Below are 17,999 nucleotides of genomic sequence, written 5' to 3'. Positions count from 1 at the left end.
CTTCACTTTAGTGTGCAGCTTTCAACTCGGCGATGGTGGCCTGGTAATCATCGCTGCCGAATATGGCCGATCCGGCGACCAGCACGTCTGCCCCGGCCCGGGTGATGTCGCCGACCGTTCCGCGGTTTACGCCCCCATCGACTTGAATCAACGTTTTCAGGTGGTTTTCATCGATCAGCCGGCGCAGGGCGCGAATTTTTTCGAGGCTGCTGGCAATAAATTTCTGCCCACCGAAGCCAGGATTGACGCTCATCACCAGCACCAGATCCAGATCGTCGAGTACCCAGTCCAGCGCCGTCAGGGGCGTGGCCGGATTCAGCACGGCGCCTGCCTTCACGCTGTGCTCTTTGATGAGATGGAGGGTTCGGTGCAGGTGCGTGCAGGTCTCCACCTGAACGGAAATGTAATCGGCCCCCGCCTTTGAGAATTCGGCCACATATTGATCCGGGTTTTCGATCATCAAATGCACATCCAGCGGCAGGGCCGTGGAGCGCCGGACCGCTTCGACGACGAGGGGGCCCATGGTGATATTGGGAACAAAATGGCCATCCATGACATCGATATGAATCCAGTCGGCGCCTGCCGCCTCCACAGCTTGAACTTCCGCGCCAAGTTTCGAAAAATCCGCTGACAGAATGGATGGGGCGATCAAAGGCATTTACGAAATCTCCTTTATGCAGATGATGTCAGACATGCCATCCCGCCAGCATCCTCACAAAAAGAAGTGTGGCGCTTCTGGATGGTCTTTCAGGCTATCCTGGCCGCATTTTATTGCCGCACAGACCGCCGATTGTCAAATGGCAAATGGAACTCGCTCCCAACCCGATGTCATGACTATGCCTCTTTGGCCCCGATTCCAACTAAATACTATTCATTAAACTCGTCCCGGGTGGAACAGGTGGCCGATGCCACACGCCAGCGGTCAAGTGCCGGTAAAATGCACGGCGGGCGGCCCAGAAACTCGCTGTGCTCAAACAGTCTGGGCCGCTTGTCCGCCGTTTGCATTCAACCGGCACTATTGACCGCTGGCGTACGTGGCCCTGGCCACCTGCCCCACCCGGGCCTGCCAATACCGTTGCCATGTGAATTTTTGTTAACAAACCATGCCTGGAAAGGATGCCCTTCAGGATGAATCACACTCCGATAGAATTGATGCCTCACTGGTAACGTTGTGTCTCCACCAGTTCATCATCCACGTAACGCAGGATCGTCATGGGTTGATCGTACGGTATTAAAAGCCAGACGTCGCGTCCGGGGCGGACGAATCCGTTGAACATCTCGATCGTGGACAGCAGACGCACGACAATAATGCGGACATGCTGTCTCAAGAAACCGTTGGGCGCCCGATGCCGGAAGAGGACGACGCCATCCCGTTGTTCCCCAGTGGCGTAGCCGCTTTGCTGGTTGACCGACAGATCGACGCTGGTGCCGGTATTCACTGGATATCCAGACTTGGGATGATGGGCCACCACCATGTCGTCGGGTTTGGACGGGTCCCTAAGGTAGCGGATCTGGCCGGTCAGCAGATGGTGGGACTCCAGAACGGCGATGGCCTGGTTCAAGGTCAACCCCTGCAAGTCGGCCATAGTGATCGTCGTTGGAGGCGGCCCGGCACTGATCAGCAGGTCAATGTCGCTTCCTCGCAACCGGGTCGCGCCGCCGGGCGGGGATTGGGCCAGGATCTCTTCTTTGGGTCTGATAGCATCGCTGGTGTGGCTCAAATGGCCGATGCCCAAATCGTTTTCGGCCAGAAGGATGCGGGCCTGGGCCACACTCATGCCGGTCAGATTGGGCAGCACCACGGCCTGGGCGCCTCTTGAAATGACAAGTCGCACGTCCCGTCCCTGTTTGATTTCGGTACCTGGCTCCGGATCTTGTGCAATCACATGATGCTTGGGCACTATGGGGTCGTATTGCGAGGCTTTTACCTTGGTGTTGAGTTTGAGATCGCTGAGAATTTCCAGCGCATAGACCACCTCCTTGCCTTCCAGATCGGGGACCACGACCACATTTTCACTGCGAATAAGCAAATTTACGGTCAGATAGGTGCCGATGCCGGCCGCCATGATGAACAAAAGGACCAGAATCGAGAAGGTCATCAATCGTTTCAACACCAGGCGTTATCCTTCAGAAAGGAATGCGAAAGGCCAGAATAAATCGGTCGCCGGATCGGCCTTGCGTTAAGGGGTCAGAAGGAAGGCCATCCAGATAGTCCTGCCGGAGTTGGTCGGCATAACGTTGCTTCTGCCGGAGATTGTACTTATGGGCACCTGACATGGCCCCGTAGATATTGCTCGCGTAGAATCCGAGACTGACAAACGACAGCAGCCCACCGAGGGCATTGAGGTCCTGGTCGAACGATTCATATGCGGCCCACATCAGCGCGCCATTGACCAAAAATGCCATAAGGGCGTCTTCGTATCGTTCCGTGTAGAGTTGACCCGCACCGGGAATAACAGAGAGCATACCGGCAAGCGAAGGGTTTTTTCGGGGAATGCGGGAAGCCTGTTCGAGGCCGCTGTCCAATCGTTCCATCCGGGTGTCCGCGCGTGCTGCGGCCGACATGCGGCGGAATGCCCCTCTGGCCTCTTCCCATTCCATCTGGTCGACATGAATCCAGCCCATTCGCGCCAAGGCACGATCCTTCACCTGGGGATGGTCGGATAGCGCGATCAGGTTGTGCATCTGCAGTATCGCGCGGCCATGTTCCTTACGATAAAGATGGCATTCGGTCATCATGAAGAAGGATTCGACGGCGATGTCATCCAGCGGATCCACCTGGGTCAGTTGATTGAACCGTCGCAAGGCTGTGTCGCTGTCGCCCGCTTGGAAAAGAGATGTGCCGGCTTTGAACCCAGCTGTGCGCCGGTCGGGATGAGTGGGGAAAAAGTGGGTGAAGCGGTCAAATTCCTCGGCCGCGCGCCGATACTGCTGCTCCTCGTAAAGCTTTTCGGCATAACGATATTGCTGCTCGGCGTCGATCACGATCGCATCGGCACACGAGATGGACACGGTCAGGCAAGTGGAGAAAACGATCCACAGGCACTGCCTCAAGCACAGATCGACAGGAAATGGCGGCTTGATCGGCATCTTTTAAGGCTCATCCCACCAGAAGGTGTTGGCGTATAGTGGGTCATAACTGGAAACCGTGCCGTTTTGGGTCACTTTGGCCGCCAACCGTGTCTCGTCCCGGCCGCAGCGCAAAAGCCGGTCGCAGGTCAGGATCCATCCGATCAAAAGACCTTCCTTCGCAAAGGCCTCTTTCGCATAGTGGGAGCAGCTGGGATACATGGGGCAGCGGTCTCCGTCGGCTCTGGAGATAATCCTCTGGTAAAGGCCGATGGGTGTGACCGCAGCCGGCCGTTCGTTTCCAGGGATCGAACCGGTTTGCCGCTTGGGCGGGTCAAAAATCCCATCGGCCAGAAGCAGGGGCGGCAGGCCGCACGCGGCGGCCAGCAAAAAGACGATCCATCCGGTGATGCGCGGCAGCGATGGGTGCGGGGGTGTCATGAAACGTCTCATTTTCATCATGGTTTGAAGTAAAGTACAAAGCAGAAAAGGCTATTTTTGAGTGACGCGGATCACCTCTTCGATGGTGGTGATGCCGCGGAGCACCTTTTCGATGCCGTCGCGTCGCAAGGTGACCATTCCCAGCTTCAACGCTTCCTGCTTGATCTGGTATGAATCGAAGGTGCGCTGGATCAGTGTCTTGAGTTTGTGGCCCATGATCATGATCTCGTAAATACCGATACGGCCGCGATATCCGGTATGAAAACATTTGTCACACCCCTTGGCCCGGTAAAAGGTATACTTGCCAAGTCGATCGGGGCGCACGCCCAGTGTCTGCAACTCCATATCGGGTTTGTAGGGCTCCTTGCAGTGCTCGCAAAGCACGCGGACCAGGCGCTGGGCGATGACGGCGAGTAAAGACGAAGAGATCAGGAACGGTTCGACCCCGATATCCACCAGGCGTGTGATGGCACTGGCCGAGTCGTTGGTGTGCAGCGTCGAGAAGACCAGATGGCCGGTCAGGGCCGACTGCACCGCGATTTCGGCGGTTTCCCGATCGCGGATCTCCCCGATGAGAATCACGTCCGGATCCTGGCGTACAATGGACCGCAAACCCCGCGCAAAGGTCAATTCGATCTTGGGGTTGACCTGTATCTGGCTGATGCCCTTGAGCTGGTACTCCACCGGATCTTCGATGGTAATGATATTGATGTCCGGCGTGTTGATCGAAGAGAGCACCGAATACAGGGTCGTGGTTTTGCCGCTTCCGGTGGGGCCGGTCACCAGGATGATGCCATTGGGAGAGCTCACCAGGTCCTTGATCTGTTTCAGCTGGACTGTGGAGAGGCCGATTTCGTTCAGCTGGAATATCGAGGATGACTTGTTCAGCAAGCGCATGACCACCCGTTCGCCGAACGAGGTGGGCAGGGTCGATACGCGCACATCGATCATCTGGGAGCCGATGCGGACCTCGAAGCGGCCGTCCTGGGGCAGCCGTTTTTCGGCGATGTTGAGTTTGGACATGACCTTGATGCGCGATGTCAGGGCCGGTTGAATCCACTTGGGCGGCGATAACAGGTCGTAAAGAATGCCATCCACCCGGTAGCGCACTTTGAAGCTGTCCTGGTAGGGCTCGATGTGGATATCGCTGGCACGCGCCTTGATGGACTGGGAGAGGATATGGTTGACCAGTTTGATGATGGGGGCGTCGCTGGTGTCTTCCAGCAGATCGGCGGTATCTTCGATCTGGCTGATAATGTCGCTCTCGTCCTCCATGTTCTGTACCAGCTGCTGTGCGGAATCCTGGTTCAGATCGAAAGAGAGGTTGATGGCGGCCAGGATGGCTTGTTTGGTCGAGAGCACCAGTCGGTAATTGTCCAAATTCAGAAGACGGACCAGATCGTCCACCGCATTGAAGTTGCCTGGATCGTTGACCGCAACGATGAAGGCGGCGTCCTGCGTCCTTGCCTCTTCCGTTGCAGGCGCATCGGCCTGGGGGACTCTGGCTGGGTTGGGGACCAGCAAGGGGACCATGTGGTGCCGCTTGAGAAACTGGATCGAGATTTTCTTGGCGAAATCGCCGCCCATGATGTTTTCCATGGGCAGTTCCGGCCAGAACGGAATTTCATATTGGATGCTCAGCGCTTCCAACAGTTGGGTCTCGGTGATCGCTTCACGCTGCAACAGAATGTCACCCAGGCGGCCGCCTTTTTCCTGCTGCAGGTGGCGGGCATCGGAGAGCGCATCTTCCGCGATGCCGAAACGATGTTTGAGAATATGGTTCAGTTCCATGGGGGTTCACTATAACTTTATCAGAATGGGATCATACGCGTCGGTCCTGAGCCGCTGAATCATCTGTTCGGCGTCGGTCTGACTGGCAAAATATCCGATCCGCAACCGATACCAGGTTTTTCCGTTGATCTCGGAACGCACCGTATAGGCGGCATACCCTTTTCCGGTGAGTTCCTGCAGCAGCTCGGCGGCCTTGTCCGGGTCCAGGACGGAGGCCACCTGCAGCGTGTACCCTGCGATGGTACTCGTATCGGCAATGGGTTTTTCACTCCCTGCACGATCATTTAACGAAGCGGCGGCACCCCTGGCACGGGCGTCTCGGGTCGATTCCTGTGCGGTGGCGACTTCCGGGCCTGGCACGCTTGGGACCGAAGCGGAGGTGTTTGCCGTATTTTCGATGTCGGTTGGCGAAACAGCGGACGCTCGGGCGTCCAGTGCGCTCGGAACCGTAACATCCGGCTGGGTGGTGTTGCCGGCCGGCACCTGCTCTTCGATCCCACTGGACGATTTGGTTGGAACGATCTGCGCCTCGCCGGTCGCGGAGGGAGGATTCTGCCCGTCTGAATCGACCGGGGCCATGGATTGGCGGTCCGCCGGCGCTTCATTCAACTCCCCCTCCGGTGCCGGTATCTGCAGCTCTTCCATTGGCGGTGGATCGTTGCGGTCGAACAGATCGATGTTTTTGCTGCGCAGTTTTTCGATTTCTTCCCGTTTGTCGCGAGACACCGCTTTTATTTCATCGGGCTTCTGAATGACTCGTGGAGTCATAAAGACATACAGATTTGACTTGTCGAATCCGGTGGAACGGGTGCTGAAGAGATACCCTATGCCTGGAATATCGCCCAGGCAAGGGACCTTGTAAACCGTGGCCCCCTGGGTATCGTCGATCAAGCCGCCGAGAACCACCGAGTGGCCGTCGCGAACGATGGCGGTGGTTTCGATGGTGCGTTTGAGAGTGGTGGGGCGGTTATCCACGCTCGACTCCAGGGCCGTGACCTCCAATGAGAGCAGGAGGCGGACCATGCGGTCCTTACTGATCTGCGGGGTGATCTTGAGGGTTTTGCCGACGTCGCGGTACTCGAACGAGTTGTAGACTTCACCGGCGCTCGATGTGGACAGGGTGGCGGTGGTTTGAAAGGGGATGTTTTTACCCACGTAGATCTTGGCCTCCTGGTTGTCAGTGGTCAGGATCTGTGGGGTCGACAGGATGCGCACGTCGCGGTCTTTCTTATAGGCGTTCACCACGGCCTGGATGCTGGGAAAGGTGATGCCCGAAATGCTCAGCGCCTCTCCGAAAACGCCGAGGGCGAACCCCGACGGCAGCGTGGGGACGAAGGTCGTGCCTGCCGTCGTGCCGCTGATGATCGACGATTCGCCGCTGAAGCCGCCGCCGTAAACAACATCTTTGCCGTCGATGGAAGAATCTTCTCCGATGCGCCACTCGGTGCCCAGTTCAAAGTCTTTGGTGACATTGACCTCCATGATCAACGCTTCAATATAGACCATGGCCCGCGGGATATCGATTTTTTTGATGATCGCCTCGAGTACCAGGTAATCGTCGGGTTCGGCGGTGATGATCAGGCTGTTGGTGGCCTTGTCGGCCGTAATGCGGACCTTGCTCGATACCACCGGTTCAGTGGGTTTGCCGGTCTGCTGGGCGTCGCCGCTTTTTTGGGGAATATCCTGCAGCACCTTGGCGATATCTTCGGCCGTGGCATGCTCGAGGTAGTAGACATTGATGTTGCCCTGGCCCTTGGGCGTGTCCTCGTCCAGGCTGGCAATCAACTGCCGGATGTTGTCCACTTCGCCTTCGCTGGCCAACACCACGATGGAATTGGTGCGTTCGTCGGCGACAAAGGTGATATCCCTGGCACCGGCGGTTCGGCCTCTGGCGGCCGAAGGTTTGAAGACCGATTGCAACAGCGTCACCATCTTGGCCGCGCTGGCGTTTTCCACGGGGATGATGGCGATCTGTTGTCCGACGCCCGTGATATCGATGGCCTTGAGAATGCTGAGCAGGCGCTTGATGTTGGAGTGTACGTCGGTGATGATCAAGGTGTTGGTGGGGGCATATGCCTGGATGACGCTGTTTCTGGAAACCAGGGGTGTAAAGAGGTTTTTGATTTCGTTGGGGTCGGCGTAACGTAAGGGGATGATCTGCGTGATGACCGCATCGTCGGCCGTTCCGGCCTCTTCCTGGAGGCGGGTCTTGATGCTTTTGGAGCGCGCTTCCGGCGATGGTACGATTTTGGTGATGCTGCCGCTGGGAACAGTCGTATAGCCATATACTTCCAGCACCGACTCGAAGACCCGATACGCCTCGGCGACCGTGATTTTGCCCGGCGAAATGATGGTGACCTTCCCCCGAACCTTATCATCGACGATGAAGTTCCTCTTGGTCAGGTCGCTGATGAATTTGATCAGAACACCGATGTCCACATTGTTGAAGTCGATGGAGACCAACTGCTCGCCGCTTCTCTTGACGGCCGGCGGCTGGGCGTTTGCCCCAGGCGGGGTGCCGGGGCTCGATGGCTGCTGTGCCCGGACCGGCGACGCTGCCCACAGGCCGGCGGCGACGCAGATCATCGTGACCATCGCACATAAGGCGTATATTCGTGTGTCAGGTTTCATAGGCGTCAATTCATCCGTTTTATGCGTTGTCACGCCGAACGCTGCGTGTCCATATGGGTTTCAATTGATTTTCGTGCCCGTCCACAAATGGCCAATTGGCCCGATATCGGTGTTGCCAGAAATTTAAATTATATAATAACTACCGAATATTATAACTGATCGAACGCTCCTGCCCCCGCCGCTTGAGCTGAACCTGGACCTCGGAAGCCGATCGGAGACCGTCGTATAATTGCATGGCATCCTCAACCGAGCGAATCTCTTTTCCATTGATGCCAAGCAGAATATCCCCGTTGCGCAGCCCCATGCGTCTGAATACCGAATTGGGTTTGATATTGCTCAGCGACAAGCCTTCTTCGTGGGGACGGATGGCGATTTCGCTCATCAGTTTGTTCACATCCTGTAATGATTCGTCGATCATGCTGCGTTGAATGGAAATCCTTTGTTCCCTGGGCGGGGCGTTTGGAAAAGGGCGCGGCATCTGGGCTGCCGGTAGAGCGGGCCGCGCGGTTGTCGAACCGGCCTGGCTCATCTCTTCCATGGCCAGCACCTCGTCCCTTCCGGCCACAGTCAGCACCACTTTCTCCCTCAGGATCATCTTCACGGTGGCATCCTGAACGCTGTCGCCCACCCGGTAGAGGTTCTGTTCCCGTTTTTGCAAGTCCTCGATGACGGCGTAGGCGGTTTTGATATCGCCCGAAACCGTGCCCCAGAGTTTGAGATTGAGCTGTGTTTCTTCGAGGCCTTCAAGATCCACCGGCTTGGCTTGGGGTCTGGTGGCGACCGCTTTCCGAGTCTTGAAAAGATCGCGGTCGACGACAGGCTGGTAAAATGAAACCGGCCGGGATTCCGTCCGACCTTGATTGTCCGAGGGCACCATGGCCTCATCGATGGGTGCCTTGGGCTGGATTTTCAAACCGATCCATTGGTAACACAAACCGACGCCGATATAAGCCACCATGGCGATCAGCACCAGATTGGCGAGGGTAGAGATCCGTTGAACGGAAATGATTTTATCGTACCACATAGCTTGGGTTTCCCAGGGTGCCACTGATTCGAAAAACGACCCCTCTCTTTTGGGCGGATTCCGAACCCAGCAACGTACCGAGCATGTCGCTCTTATGTTCGGCGGCAAAGGCGGGTTGGGGTTTCAGCACGCACGACAAGGTGATCCTGCTGTTTTGTAAGGGCTCCCGGAAAACGATCGACCCCGTTATTTTCCCCTCGATCTGAGCGCCAAGGGCTTCGCAGCGGGTGATTTGGAGCATGCGTGGGGTAACGGTCATTTCCGCCAAGATCTGGTTGAAATCCATCTGCTCGATGCCCAGGAGCGGGGTGTTGAAAACAATTCTGGCCGGCGAGATATCCATATTGACGGCCGTGGATCCATCGGCGCCCTTGCGGTTGTCGAAATCGATTTGGGAATTCATCTCCCCTAACAGTTTATATTGAGGCCAGAGGTTCAAAAACTCCATGGATTCGACCGGAACCCGCGCCAGGGTTATGGCGACATTGATTTTGGGTTGCCGCTCGTCGAGGAGCATGTCAGCGCGTCCTTTGAGGGATCCGGATCCGATAGGCCCACTGAAGTGCATCTCTTTCTGCTGGCGGAATAAGGAGATCAAGCCGGGTACAATCCTCAAATAGGCCATGCGAACGATGGGGATGTCATCGTAAGCCAATCCGAGCGGTGCCAGTCGGATCCCCGGCGGAAAGACCGGATAGGCGCCGTCTGCGGTCACTTGCAACCCCGGCTGTGCCTGGGCGATCCGGGTGACGATCAGATCACGTGCCGTCTGGGACGGAAAGCGCAGGTAGAGAAAGACAAGCACCGCCGCCAGAGCAAAGAGAACATAGAGAAATGTCTTTTTGGACATGATCATCGCTTAAGACTGGTAAGTTTCCACTTGTAAGGTTGCATTTAACACGTCATCTTCCTTTTCGCCCCTGGAGATGGAGATGCGCTTGATCCATACCATGTTGGGCGAGCTTTCGACACCGTGCAGGAAGTTGAGCAGTTGTTCCATCGTCAGCCCGTCGATTTTCATCTCCACCATCGAGAGGGAATAGGGACTGTTTTTGAGATTCGTGGTCGACGGTTTCATGTAAATGATATTGGGCTTGATATTGCCTTTGCCAGCCAGGTCGTCCAGAAAGGAGAAGAGCCGGAATCCTTTGGCCCGCGTGTCGAGTTGAGCCTGGCTGTTCCGCACGTTTTGGGTCAGGGATTGAAACTCGGCCTGGAGCTGTTTTATCTCCTGCAACGTTTTCTGCTTGGCCTTGATCTGGTTTTGCAGCCGTTCACCCCGGTCGAGGATGGGAAAAATGATGAGCTGCAGAAAGATAAACAGCAGCAGTGCCGCGCCTGCAATGGACAAAGCGATTTTATCGCGCCGTTGCAGATTGAACGGCAACGTGAGCGCACGTATCGAGGCAGCCGCCGATTTCAACGAGAAAGAAGTCATAGTGTCAACTTTAATATGAAACGAACTTTGCTGCCCGATTTCTCCATGTTGGCCGAAGCGATGGTCACCGCCTGGAACATGCCGTTTTGCTCCAATGCATTTTTAATTTCATCCACCACGTTGAAAGCGGTCGTTTCGCCGGATAAGGTCAACCCATCCCCGCCCAGCACCAGACGGGTGAACAGAACCTCGATCTCCTTGGGAATCGAACGGCTGAGTTGCATCAAGATGTCGATCGTTTTGACCTGTGGTACATCCTCGGCAACATCGATACTTCCAGTGCGGTGTTTTTTCAGTTCGCTTCTCATTTGATCGGCGGCGTCACCGACTCGCCGGGTTTGTGGAAATGTCTCTTTGAAAATCTCCTCGATCTGGCGGTCCAGGGCATCCACCTGGTTTTGAAGCAGGTGGTTTTCGATGAAAACGCCCCCCAGCCCCAAAAGCAGGACCATCGCCATTAAAATGGCCGGCATCCGGATATATTGCCGGTAAGCGGTCCAGTAATTACGGAGAGCCGACCCGGTGCGATGGAAAGCCGGGCAGGGCAATCGCTCGATCTCCACCATGGCCAAGGCCAAGGCACCATCCATCAGCGGCGCCGACCATTGTTCAGTCACGGCACCGGCATCCTCGATCGACGTCATCCGCTGCAAATCGACCGGTTGGGGTTGCATTTCCATGGCGGCCGCCAACCGCTCGACCACGGTCGGGTCTGCGCATGCCGGGCCGCCGATGTAAAGGATATGGGGATCAAACCCTTCGGCGGCGCTTTCGGCGGAGGCGATGAGCGTCTGTCGAATTTTTGAAGCCAGGTTGTCCAGTCCGGAGCCCATGGTTGGGTTGGCCACCATGGATCTGGCCAGGGTGATGTTCTTTCGATCCAACAGAAAGAGCGTGGCGGTGTCCGTGTCCAGAGACAAAAAAAGCGCCTGATCCGGAACCTGATCCCCGAAAGAGAGGATGGCCGAGGCCAACGGAAAATCCCCCGGTACGATCAGTTGCGGTCGCAGGCCGACGGTTTCAAGGGCTTCGATGGCATCATCGACATGCTGGCGATCGATGGCTGCGGTCAGAAGCGTGCCAATGCTCGTGTCGTCGGTGGCGATATAATCGATGACCAGACGGTCCACCGGGACGGGAAGATTGGGTTCCAACTCAAAGGGCAGCACCTGCCTGATTTTTTTTTCTTCTTTGAACGGCACCTGAATATTGCGGTAAATCGCTTGATCGGCCGGTAAGCCGACCACGACATCGGGGGTCGTCATCGAAAACTGGCGGGTGAGGGTCGTCAAAGCCGACGCGAGGGCCTTCTGGTTTTCTTCGGCCGTGTCGATGGGCACGCGCTGACACGCAACGATGGATGTACTCTTAAGGCCTGCACTTAAAAGCACCGCGGCGATCGACTGGTGACGAATATCTATGGCGAGGACTTGACGGCTCATGCGTTTTCTTCAACCCGGAAGGTGTCGGCTGGCTTCCATTACCCGCCGCACTTCCGGTCCGATGTGATGCCTCCGGTTATGGCCAGCTTCGCTGTATCGATTCCAAATCCGTGTATTTAAGATGTATATAAGCTATTCAACCTTCCAATTCAAGACCTTGCATTGCCACGGTTCGGTTTCTGACGGTTTGTTGCGTTCGACCACGGCCGTGGTTTTCACTTGGGATTTATCGATGGCGGCCGTGGCCACGATGCGGAAAACGTGGGTCGCCACGGTGACGAGGCCGGTGTCGATGGTGGTGCCGGACAACCCCGGCACGCTGCGATACCAGTCCGGTCGGGTCAGGTCATTGATGTAGAGGGATCCACTGGTCGCCTCCCGGTGCTCGATCAACAGCGGCGCGAAGTCGGCGCTTTCCAGGGGCAGCATGGCGGAAAGAACCGGCAGTTCGGCGGTGTTGATGTTGATCTTTCCCGGGAAGGTGAATTTTTCTTCGCCGGCCTCTTCGGCACCATAGACCGTCACATATTGTTCGAGGCCGGCACTGCCCCCCAGACCCGAAAAGAGAACAGAGGTAATGCCTTTGACCAAGGCGACCTCCGAGAGATGATCGAACGGTCCGTTCTTGCATGCGTAAGGCGGATCGAGGCTTTCGTAGTAATCCGATTCAGCCCCGCTGAGCCCGGTGATGGCATCATCGTCTCCCGAGTCCAGCCAATCCTTCATGGCGTTGATAATCGTCGCTGGATCGGTTTCCTCAATATCTCCGGCGCCTTCCAGGTTTTCGAGGGCGGCCAGCATGCCCAGGGCGAAGCGCTCCCACAGCGCACGCTGGACGGTGTTGAACTGCTGTCCCTCGGGGAACTGCACCAGGGCATTGATCTGGATTTTACCCATTTCGTCGAAGATTTTTACCTCCAACGTACCCCGCTCGAATGGAATTTCTTCGAGCAGTCCGGCAATGACTTCTTCGTCGGCCCAGTCCTCCTGCAGCGAATCGCTTTCCGATTCCAACCTGTCCTTGATCAGCAGGGCCATGGCCAGGTGGACGCCGGAAGCACCCATTTGCATCAGGGTGATCCGATCTCGTTTGACAGCGGATTGCAGCATGGTTTCGCGGGCGTTCATGTGCAGCTCCAGCGCCGCCGTTACCACCAGCAAAATGGTGGTCAACGCGAGAATGACGGCCATGCCACTACGTTTTCTCAAGATGCGCTCGTTCATGGCTCATCGCTTGGGTGAAACATCACGGAAAACCGCCAGGCTGATGCCGGTCTGGAATTCATATGCATTTTCCTCGCTGCCCAGCCTGAGTTCGATCCGGATGGCCCGGGGGGTGCTGTATTCGTAATCATCGTTATCCGAGTCCCACGCCTCGAATTCACGGCCCTCTTTGTCGTAATAGGTCAATTTGAGCGATAACAGTTGTTCGCACACGACTGGATCCGTCTCTTTGGGTTCGAATTCCGGATAAGGGTAACGATTTTCCGCCCTGTAGAGACGGTACACACCATCGTCGTCCCCCTGGACATAGTAGACGATTTCGAAGATGCCGCCGCCATTTTCATCGGCCGCCAGACCTGCCAGAGAGGTGAAGCGCAGTGTGGCGAAAGCGTACCCCCCCATGATTTCGTTCGTCCCCACGACGCGAAAAATGTCCGGTGTTTCGTCCATGTCCGGCGTCTTATGCCGAGGGGCCTGCAACACATGAATGGCCTGAAGGTCGTCGATCATCCGGCCCAGGCAGACATCGGCCATTTCGTAAAGATCGCCGCTGGCATTCAAGCGGTCGGCATTTGAAAAGACGCCGTTGAACGATCCGAACACCAATCCCATGATCAGGGTAAGAATGAACATCGCCACGAGGATTTCGAGCAGGGTGAAAGCGCCCCGGCCGATCGATTTGGATTTGGCCGAATATTTGGCCTGGCGTTTGGCTTTATTGCACATGAAACCGATAGGTCCTGAGGAGATAGCTGCGTTCTTCGTTATGCCTGATGGTCACATCGATGCGGGTGAGACGCTGATTGTCACTGGTGATCACATCGGACGGCACGTCCTCCATCCTCACGGTCCAGCCGTAGCCCGGATAGGCTTGCCCGAAGTCTCCCGAGTTATCGGACCCATTTTTCAACCCTTCCCGCTCGATGGCGGCCAGCCGCTCCTGGGCCAGTTTGGGCGCAACGGTGTGGAAGCGGGCCTCCGCGGTCATCGAATAGGTGAGGCTTTGAAGCCGATAGACACTGGTCAGCGCGATCGTGAGGATCGCCAGTGCGACCAGCACCTCGATCAGGGAAAAACCCATACGATGGATCGCCTCTTTCTGAGGCGGACGATCTTCTATTAATAGGTGACCCATTGTTCGAGACGTTTCACCTTTGGCAGCAATGGCTCGATTTTATATGAGAAACGAATGTTGTCGGCGTATTGTACATGCACCAACGCCTGATCCGCATAACCGCTGGGGTAAAACTGCAGGGTGACCTTGCCGGATGTGGCCCGATCCGCTTCGGGGAACGCCACGCCAACCAATTTGATGGAATCCGGCAATTTGAAGGCCTTTTCCGCGGCCGCCGCCATGGCCATTTCATCCATCTGCGCATCGGCAACCCACATGCGTTGCTCGTCCAGGTCCAGCACGAGGAGTTGGATGACTTGCTTTTCCATGGCCATGGCGCGCAGGGTGCGCACGGTATTGACCATCCAGCGGTTGAGATGTTTTTGTGGATTTTGCAGCATCCCCTCGCCCAACCTGGGGACGGCGACGGACATGACGATGGTCATCAGTAACATGACCACCATCAACTCCATCAGGGTAAACCCTCCTGGCCCATCTCCATGGCATCCCTGGACGGGCGACGCCTTGGCACGGGGCATGGAATTCGGAGTGGCCTGGCGATGCGTCATCGCCAACGGCAGGTGAAGGCAGTTATTCATTCAGGGACCAGCTGGTGATATCTTTGTTGTACTCTTCCCCGCCGGCCACGCCGTCTGCGCCATACGAGACGATGTCAAAGTCATCGTGGGCGCCCGGAAACAGGTAGATATAATCGTTGCCCCAGGGGTCTTTCGGCACCGAACCCTTTTCCAGGTAGCCGCCTTTCTTCCATTTTTTGGGGGTATCGCCGCCTTGGGGCATCGTCACGAGCGCCTCGAGTCCCTGTTCGGTGCTCGGATAGGTGCCGTTGTCCAGTTTGTACATTTTGAGTGCAGAGACCAGGCTTTCGATTTGAATCTTTGCGGTGCTGACTTTGGCGTCGTCGGTTCGACCGATCAATCTCGGGCCCACGATGCCGATCAACAAGCCGAGAATGAGAATCACCACCATCAGCTCGATGAGCGAGAAACCCTGGTTGTTTCGATCTAATCGTATCGCTTTCATTTTTCCTTTGTATCCTCCGTTTGCTGTTCAACCCCATCGTATGGGCGTCGGACTAACGTATAAGCTGGTTCATTTCAAAGATGGGCAGGCATATAGCCAGCACGATGAAGGTGACCAGGCAGGCCATCACAAGTATCATGACCGGCTCCACCAGAGCCGTGAGGCGCATGGCCGTGGTTTCGACTTCTTTTTCGAACACATCGGCGACCTTGTTGAGCATCTCCTCCAAATTGCCGCTTTGTTCGCCCACCTGGATCATTTGGATCGCCATCGGTGGGAACGCACCGTCCTTGTCCAGGGACTTTCCCAGCCCCTGACCTTTACCGACCTCTTCGGAGGCGTTGGCGATCGACTGGCTGATAAAGACATTTCCCACGATGTTTTGCACAATGCCCAGGGCCGGCAGCATGGAGATCCCGTTTTCAAGCAGAGATCCAAGCGTCCTTGAAAATCGAGCGGCCGCCATGCGGCGGATCAGGGAGCCAAACAGCGGCATGCCGAGCACGTGGGTATCCATCCATCGGCGCCCCTCCTTGCTTTTACCGATGGCCCGCAGGCCAAGCAAGGCCGCAATGACCAACAACACCAGGGCCCACCAATAGGATTGAAAGAACTCGCTGATGGCGATCAGGATCTGTGTCGGCAGGGGCAGTTCCTGTTTCAGGCTTTCAAACATGGACATGATCTTGGGCGTCACATAGATCAGCATGAACGAGATGATCACGGCGCTGATCATCAGGATCAGTATAGGGTAGATCATCGCCGTGATCATGCGATTCTTCAGTGCTTCCTGCTTTTCCATGATGTCGGCGAGACGCTCCAATACAATTTCCAGGGTACCGGAAGACTCTCCCGCATCGACCATGTTGACATAGATCGAGGAAAAGATGTTGGGGTATTTGCCCAGGGCCTTTGCAAAAGGGGTCCCTTCGACGACGGACTCCTTGATGCCGGCCACGACCTTTTTCAAGGCAGGCTTGTTGGTCTGGGAGATCAGGGAATCCAGAGCGGACACAAGGGGAAATCCCGCGCCGATCAGGGTGGCCAGTTGCCGCGTCATGATAGAGACTTCCACGGGCCGGATTCGCGTGAACCGCTGGGCAAAGGGGCGTCGGCCGCGATCGCCGGCTTGGGCCACCCCGTCGACGACCTCCCGAAGCTCCACCGGGTAATACCCGGAAGTCCTGATTTTCTGACGCGCGGCCGCGGCGCCGTCGGCATCGATGATTCCCGAAATGGTTTTGCCTTTGGCATCGTAGGCCGTGTAATCATAGACTGGCATGGGTTGACATCCCGCGTGATCTCGTGTTCGTCCACAAATGGCCGATAGGCCCGATATCTGCTTTTGGTCTGTTTATTAACGGCAATTGTTCAGTTTTTGTGCGCCGAATCCCCTCGGTCCCACGGATGGCCGGTTGTGCCGCATCAGGGGGCTTTGATCAACAACGCCGCGAAGAAACCATCCATTCCCTCGAGGTGGGGCAGGGTTTTGAAATATCCTTGCGGCGTGATGAACCGGTTGGCCTTCGCCGTGCCGGCGATTTTTGGATTATCTATAGCAAACTCAGGGTGTTTTTGCAAAAAAGCTTCGATAACGCCTTCATTTTCCTCGGGCTCGAAACTGCAGACTGCATAAACCAGACGGCCGCCTGGCCGCAGGTGGGGGGCGACCCGTTCGAGAATGGCCTTTTGGCGTTGGGCCGATCGTGAAATATCCGCTTCGGAGACGCGCCATTTGCCGTCCGGATTTTTTTGCAGCACGCCCAGACCCGAGCAGGGCGCATCGACTAGAATGCGGTCGAATTCGGGCAGTGCGGCGCCGCCTGATATTCCGGTCAGGTCCATGACACGCGGGGTGACGATGGCGACCCCGAGACGCTGCATGTCAGCCTTTAAGTGCGCCAGTCGATGCGGATGGACATCGGAAGCCACAATCACGCCCTGGTTGTTCATCAGTTGCGCGACATGAGCGGTTTTCGTGCCCAGACCGGCACATGCATCCCAGACCGTCTCGCCGGGCACGGGGGCGAGCAGGTGGGAAATCAACTGAGCCGCCTCGTCCTGCACCTGAAACCAGCCGTCCCGATACGCCGGCCACTGGCTGAGGGGACGGGTCAAGGATGCAATTTGGATCCCCTCCGGGCTGTATCGGGTGGCCGTGACTGTTTGGGCTTCGGCTTCGATGCGTCGCATCAAATCCGAACGATCGGTCTTGAGCGTGTTGGTACGAAGGGTAACCCGGGGAATGGTGTTGATCGCGCTGCCCAGCAGGTGGGTCTGGTCCAGTCCATAGCGTTCGGTCCAGCGCCGGGTCAGCCAGGCCGGCAATGCTATTTCGATGCTCAAGGCTTCGTGGGGAGCTGCTTTTTCTCCAGGCCACCGGATCGGGTCGGGCGCTGCGGTAGAACGTCGCAGCAGGCCGTTGACAAAGCCGGCCGCCCATTTCCGCCCGTTGGTTTTGGCGAGGTCGACGGCTGTATGAACAACGGCCGAATCAGGTACACGATCCAGATGGTTCATCTGAAACAGCGCCATTTCAAGAATGGTGCGCACAAGGGGATCGATTTTGGCAGTTTTTTGGGCCAGTTGATCGATGATGAAATCCAATCGACCTTTCCATCGCATGGTACCATAGACCAGGGCATGGACGAGGGCCCGATCTTGACGCTTCAATTCAGCGATCTGCGGTTCGGCCTTCTCCAGCCAATAGTCCAGTGGTTGATCCCCTCGTTGAAGACGATCGAGAATATCGAGGGCAACCTGGCGGGCATTCTTCATAAG

At 56.5% G+C, this 17,999-nt stretch carries 17 protein-coding genes; all 17 read right to left on the bottom strand.

The window, feature by feature from the left end; all coding sequences use genetic code 11:
* Positions 1–7: 7 nt before the first annotated feature.
* The 17 genes from rpe to rsmB all read right to left on the bottom strand — a co-directional run bounded on the left by rpe (position 8) and on the right by rsmB (position 17,996).
* A complete protein-coding gene (gene rpe / locus DFT_RS12495; protein ID WP_054031514.1) occupies positions 8–658 on the bottom strand; it encodes a ribulose-phosphate 3-epimerase in 651 nt (216 codons plus the stop codon).
* 499 nt (positions 659–1,157) lie between these two features.
* Positions 1,158–2,114 carry a PASTA domain-containing protein gene (locus DFT_RS12490; protein WP_054031513.1) on the bottom strand — a complete coding sequence of 319 codons (957 nt, stop codon included), beginning with the start codon at positions 2,112–2,114 and terminating at the stop codon, positions 1,158–1,160.
* Positions 2,115–2,127: 13 nt separating this feature from the next.
* A complete protein-coding gene (locus DFT_RS12485; protein ID WP_054031512.1) occupies positions 2,128–3,090 on the bottom strand; it encodes a tetratricopeptide repeat protein in 963 nt (320 codons plus the stop codon).
* A gap of 3 nt (positions 3,091–3,093) precedes the next feature.
* Positions 3,094–3,510 carry a membrane protein insertion efficiency factor YidD gene (gene yidD, locus DFT_RS12480; protein ID WP_054031511.1) on the bottom strand — a complete coding sequence of 139 codons (417 nt, stop codon included), beginning with the start codon at positions 3,508–3,510 and terminating at the stop codon, positions 3,094–3,096.
* 51 nt (positions 3,511–3,561) lie between these two features.
* Positions 3,562–5,301 carry a type II secretion system ATPase GspE gene (gene gspE, locus DFT_RS12475; protein ID WP_054031510.1) on the bottom strand — a complete coding sequence of 580 codons (1,740 nt, stop codon included), beginning with the start codon at positions 5,299–5,301 and terminating at the stop codon, positions 3,562–3,564.
* Between the two features lie 9 nt (positions 5,302–5,310).
* Positions 5,311–7,932 carry a type II secretion system secretin GspD gene (gene gspD, locus DFT_RS12470; protein ID WP_083453472.1) on the bottom strand — a complete coding sequence of 874 codons (2,622 nt, stop codon included), beginning with the start codon at positions 7,930–7,932 and terminating at the stop codon, positions 5,311–5,313.
* Positions 7,933–8,071: 139 nt separating this feature from the next.
* Positions 8,072–8,956, bottom strand: coding sequence for a type II secretion system protein GspC (gene gspC, locus DFT_RS12465; RefSeq protein ID WP_054031508.1), 885 nt, complete (start codon positions 8,954–8,956; stop codon positions 8,072–8,074).
* On the bottom strand, positions 8,943–9,806 hold the full coding sequence (gspN, locus tag DFT_RS12460) for a type II secretion system protein GspN (RefSeq protein ID WP_161807143.1): 864 nt from the start codon (positions 9,804–9,806) through the stop codon (positions 8,943–8,945). The genes gspC and gspN overlap by 14 nt, the downstream gene beginning before the upstream one ends.
* 9 nt (positions 9,807–9,815) lie before the next feature.
* Complete coding sequence (locus DFT_RS12455; RefSeq protein WP_054031506.1) at positions 9,816–10,394, bottom strand: type II secretion system protein GspM; 579 nt, start codon at positions 10,392–10,394, stop codon at positions 9,816–9,818.
* Positions 10,391–11,836: a type II secretion system protein GspL gene (gene gspL, locus DFT_RS12450; RefSeq protein WP_054031505.1), complete on the bottom strand. Its 1,446-nt coding sequence runs from the start codon at positions 11,834–11,836 to the stop codon at positions 10,391–10,393. Before gspL ends, DFT_RS12455 begins: the two co-directional genes overlap by 4 nt.
* 132 nt (positions 11,837–11,968) lie before the next feature.
* Positions 11,969–13,060, bottom strand: coding sequence for a type II secretion system minor pseudopilin (locus tag DFT_RS12445; RefSeq protein ID WP_083453471.1), 1,092 nt, complete (start codon positions 13,058–13,060; stop codon positions 11,969–11,971).
* Between the two features lie 3 nt (positions 13,061–13,063).
* Complete coding sequence (locus DFT_RS12440) at positions 13,064–13,786, bottom strand: PulJ/GspJ family protein (protein WP_054031503.1); 723 nt, start codon at positions 13,784–13,786, stop codon at positions 13,064–13,066.
* On the bottom strand, positions 13,776–14,141 hold the full coding sequence (locus tag DFT_RS12435; protein ID WP_054031502.1) for a prepilin-type N-terminal cleavage/methylation domain-containing protein: 366 nt from the start codon (positions 14,139–14,141) through the stop codon (positions 13,776–13,778). Before DFT_RS12435 ends, DFT_RS12440 begins: the two co-directional genes overlap by 11 nt.
* A 38-nt stretch (positions 14,142–14,179) precedes the next feature.
* Complete coding sequence (locus tag DFT_RS12430; RefSeq protein WP_083453469.1) at positions 14,180–14,773, bottom strand: pilus assembly FimT family protein; 594 nt, start codon at positions 14,771–14,773, stop codon at positions 14,180–14,182.
* Positions 14,766–15,218 (bottom strand): type II secretion system major pseudopilin GspG, encoded by a 453-nt coding sequence (gene gspG, locus DFT_RS12425; protein WP_054031500.1) that lies wholly within the window; start codon positions 15,216–15,218, stop codon positions 14,766–14,768. Before gspG ends, DFT_RS12430 begins: the two co-directional genes overlap by 8 nt.
* 52 nt (positions 15,219–15,270) lie before the next feature.
* Positions 15,271–16,500 (bottom strand): type II secretion system inner membrane protein GspF, encoded by a 1,230-nt coding sequence (gspF, locus tag DFT_RS12420; RefSeq protein WP_054031499.1) that lies wholly within the window; start codon positions 16,498–16,500, stop codon positions 15,271–15,273.
* A 143-nt stretch (positions 16,501–16,643) separates the two neighbouring features.
* Positions 16,644–17,996 (bottom strand): 16S rRNA (cytosine(967)-C(5))-methyltransferase RsmB, encoded by a 1,353-nt coding sequence (gene rsmB, locus DFT_RS12415; RefSeq protein WP_054031498.1) that lies wholly within the window; start codon positions 17,994–17,996, stop codon positions 16,644–16,646.
* Positions 17,997–17,999: the final 3 nt, after the last annotated feature.

It is taken from the genome of Desulfatitalea tepidiphila (assembly GCF_001293685.1).
Lineage (GTDB): Bacteria > Desulfobacterota > Desulfobacteria > Desulfobacterales > Desulfosarcinaceae > Desulfatitalea > Desulfatitalea tepidiphila.
The sequence above is the reverse complement of the archived record's forward strand: the minus strand, read 5'-3'. Positions and strand labels throughout refer to the sequence as shown.

Coding starts and splice junctions, on each gene's coding strand:
- DFT_RS12440 (WP_054031503.1), bottom strand. CDS start 13,786: ATGTGCAATAAAGCCAAACGCCAGGCCAAATATTCGGCCAAATCCAAA.
- gspD (WP_083453472.1), bottom strand. CDS start 7,932: ATGAAACCTGACACACGAATATACGCCTTATGTGCGATGGTCACGATG.
- gspE (WP_054031510.1), bottom strand. CDS start 5,301: ATGGAACTGAACCATATTCTCAAACATCGTTTCGGCATCGCGGAAGAT.
- gspL (WP_054031505.1), bottom strand. CDS start 11,836: ATGAGCCGTCAAGTCCTCGCCATAGATATTCGTCACCAGTCGATCGCC.
- gspC (WP_054031508.1), bottom strand. CDS start 8,956: ATGTGGTACGATAAAATCATTTCCGTTCAACGGATCTCTACCCTCGCC.
- DFT_RS12445 (WP_083453471.1), bottom strand. CDS start 13,060: ATGAACGAGCGCATCTTGAGAAAACGTAGTGGCATGGCCGTCATTCTC.
- DFT_RS12435 (WP_054031502.1), bottom strand. CDS start 14,141: ATGGGTTTTTCCCTGATCGAGGTGCTGGTCGCACTGGCGATCCTCACG.
- gspF (WP_054031499.1), bottom strand. CDS start 16,500: ATGCCAGTCTATGATTACACGGCCTACGATGCCAAAGGCAAAACCATT.
- gspN (WP_161807143.1), bottom strand. CDS start 9,806: ATGTCCAAAAAGACATTTCTCTATGTTCTCTTTGCTCTGGCGGCGGTG.
- DFT_RS12485 (WP_054031512.1), bottom strand. CDS start 3,090: ATGCCGATCAAGCCGCCATTTCCTGTCGATCTGTGCTTGAGGCAGTGC.
- rsmB (WP_054031498.1), bottom strand. CDS start 17,996: ATGAAGAATGCCCGCCAGGTTGCCCTCGATATTCTCGATCGTCTTCAA.
- rpe (WP_054031514.1), bottom strand. CDS start 658: ATGCCTTTGATCGCCCCATCCATTCTGTCAGCGGATTTTTCGAAACTT.
- DFT_RS12430 (WP_083453469.1), bottom strand. CDS start 14,773: ATGAATAACTGCCTTCACCTGCCGTTGGCGATGACGCATCGCCAGGCC.
- DFT_RS12455 (WP_054031506.1), bottom strand. CDS start 10,394: ATGACTTCTTTCTCGTTGAAATCGGCGGCTGCCTCGATACGTGCGCTC.
- gspG (WP_054031500.1), bottom strand. CDS start 15,218: ATGAAAGCGATACGATTAGATCGAAACAACCAGGGTTTCTCGCTCATC.
- yidD (WP_054031511.1), bottom strand. CDS start 3,510: ATGACACCCCCGCACCCATCGCTGCCGCGCATCACCGGATGGATCGTC.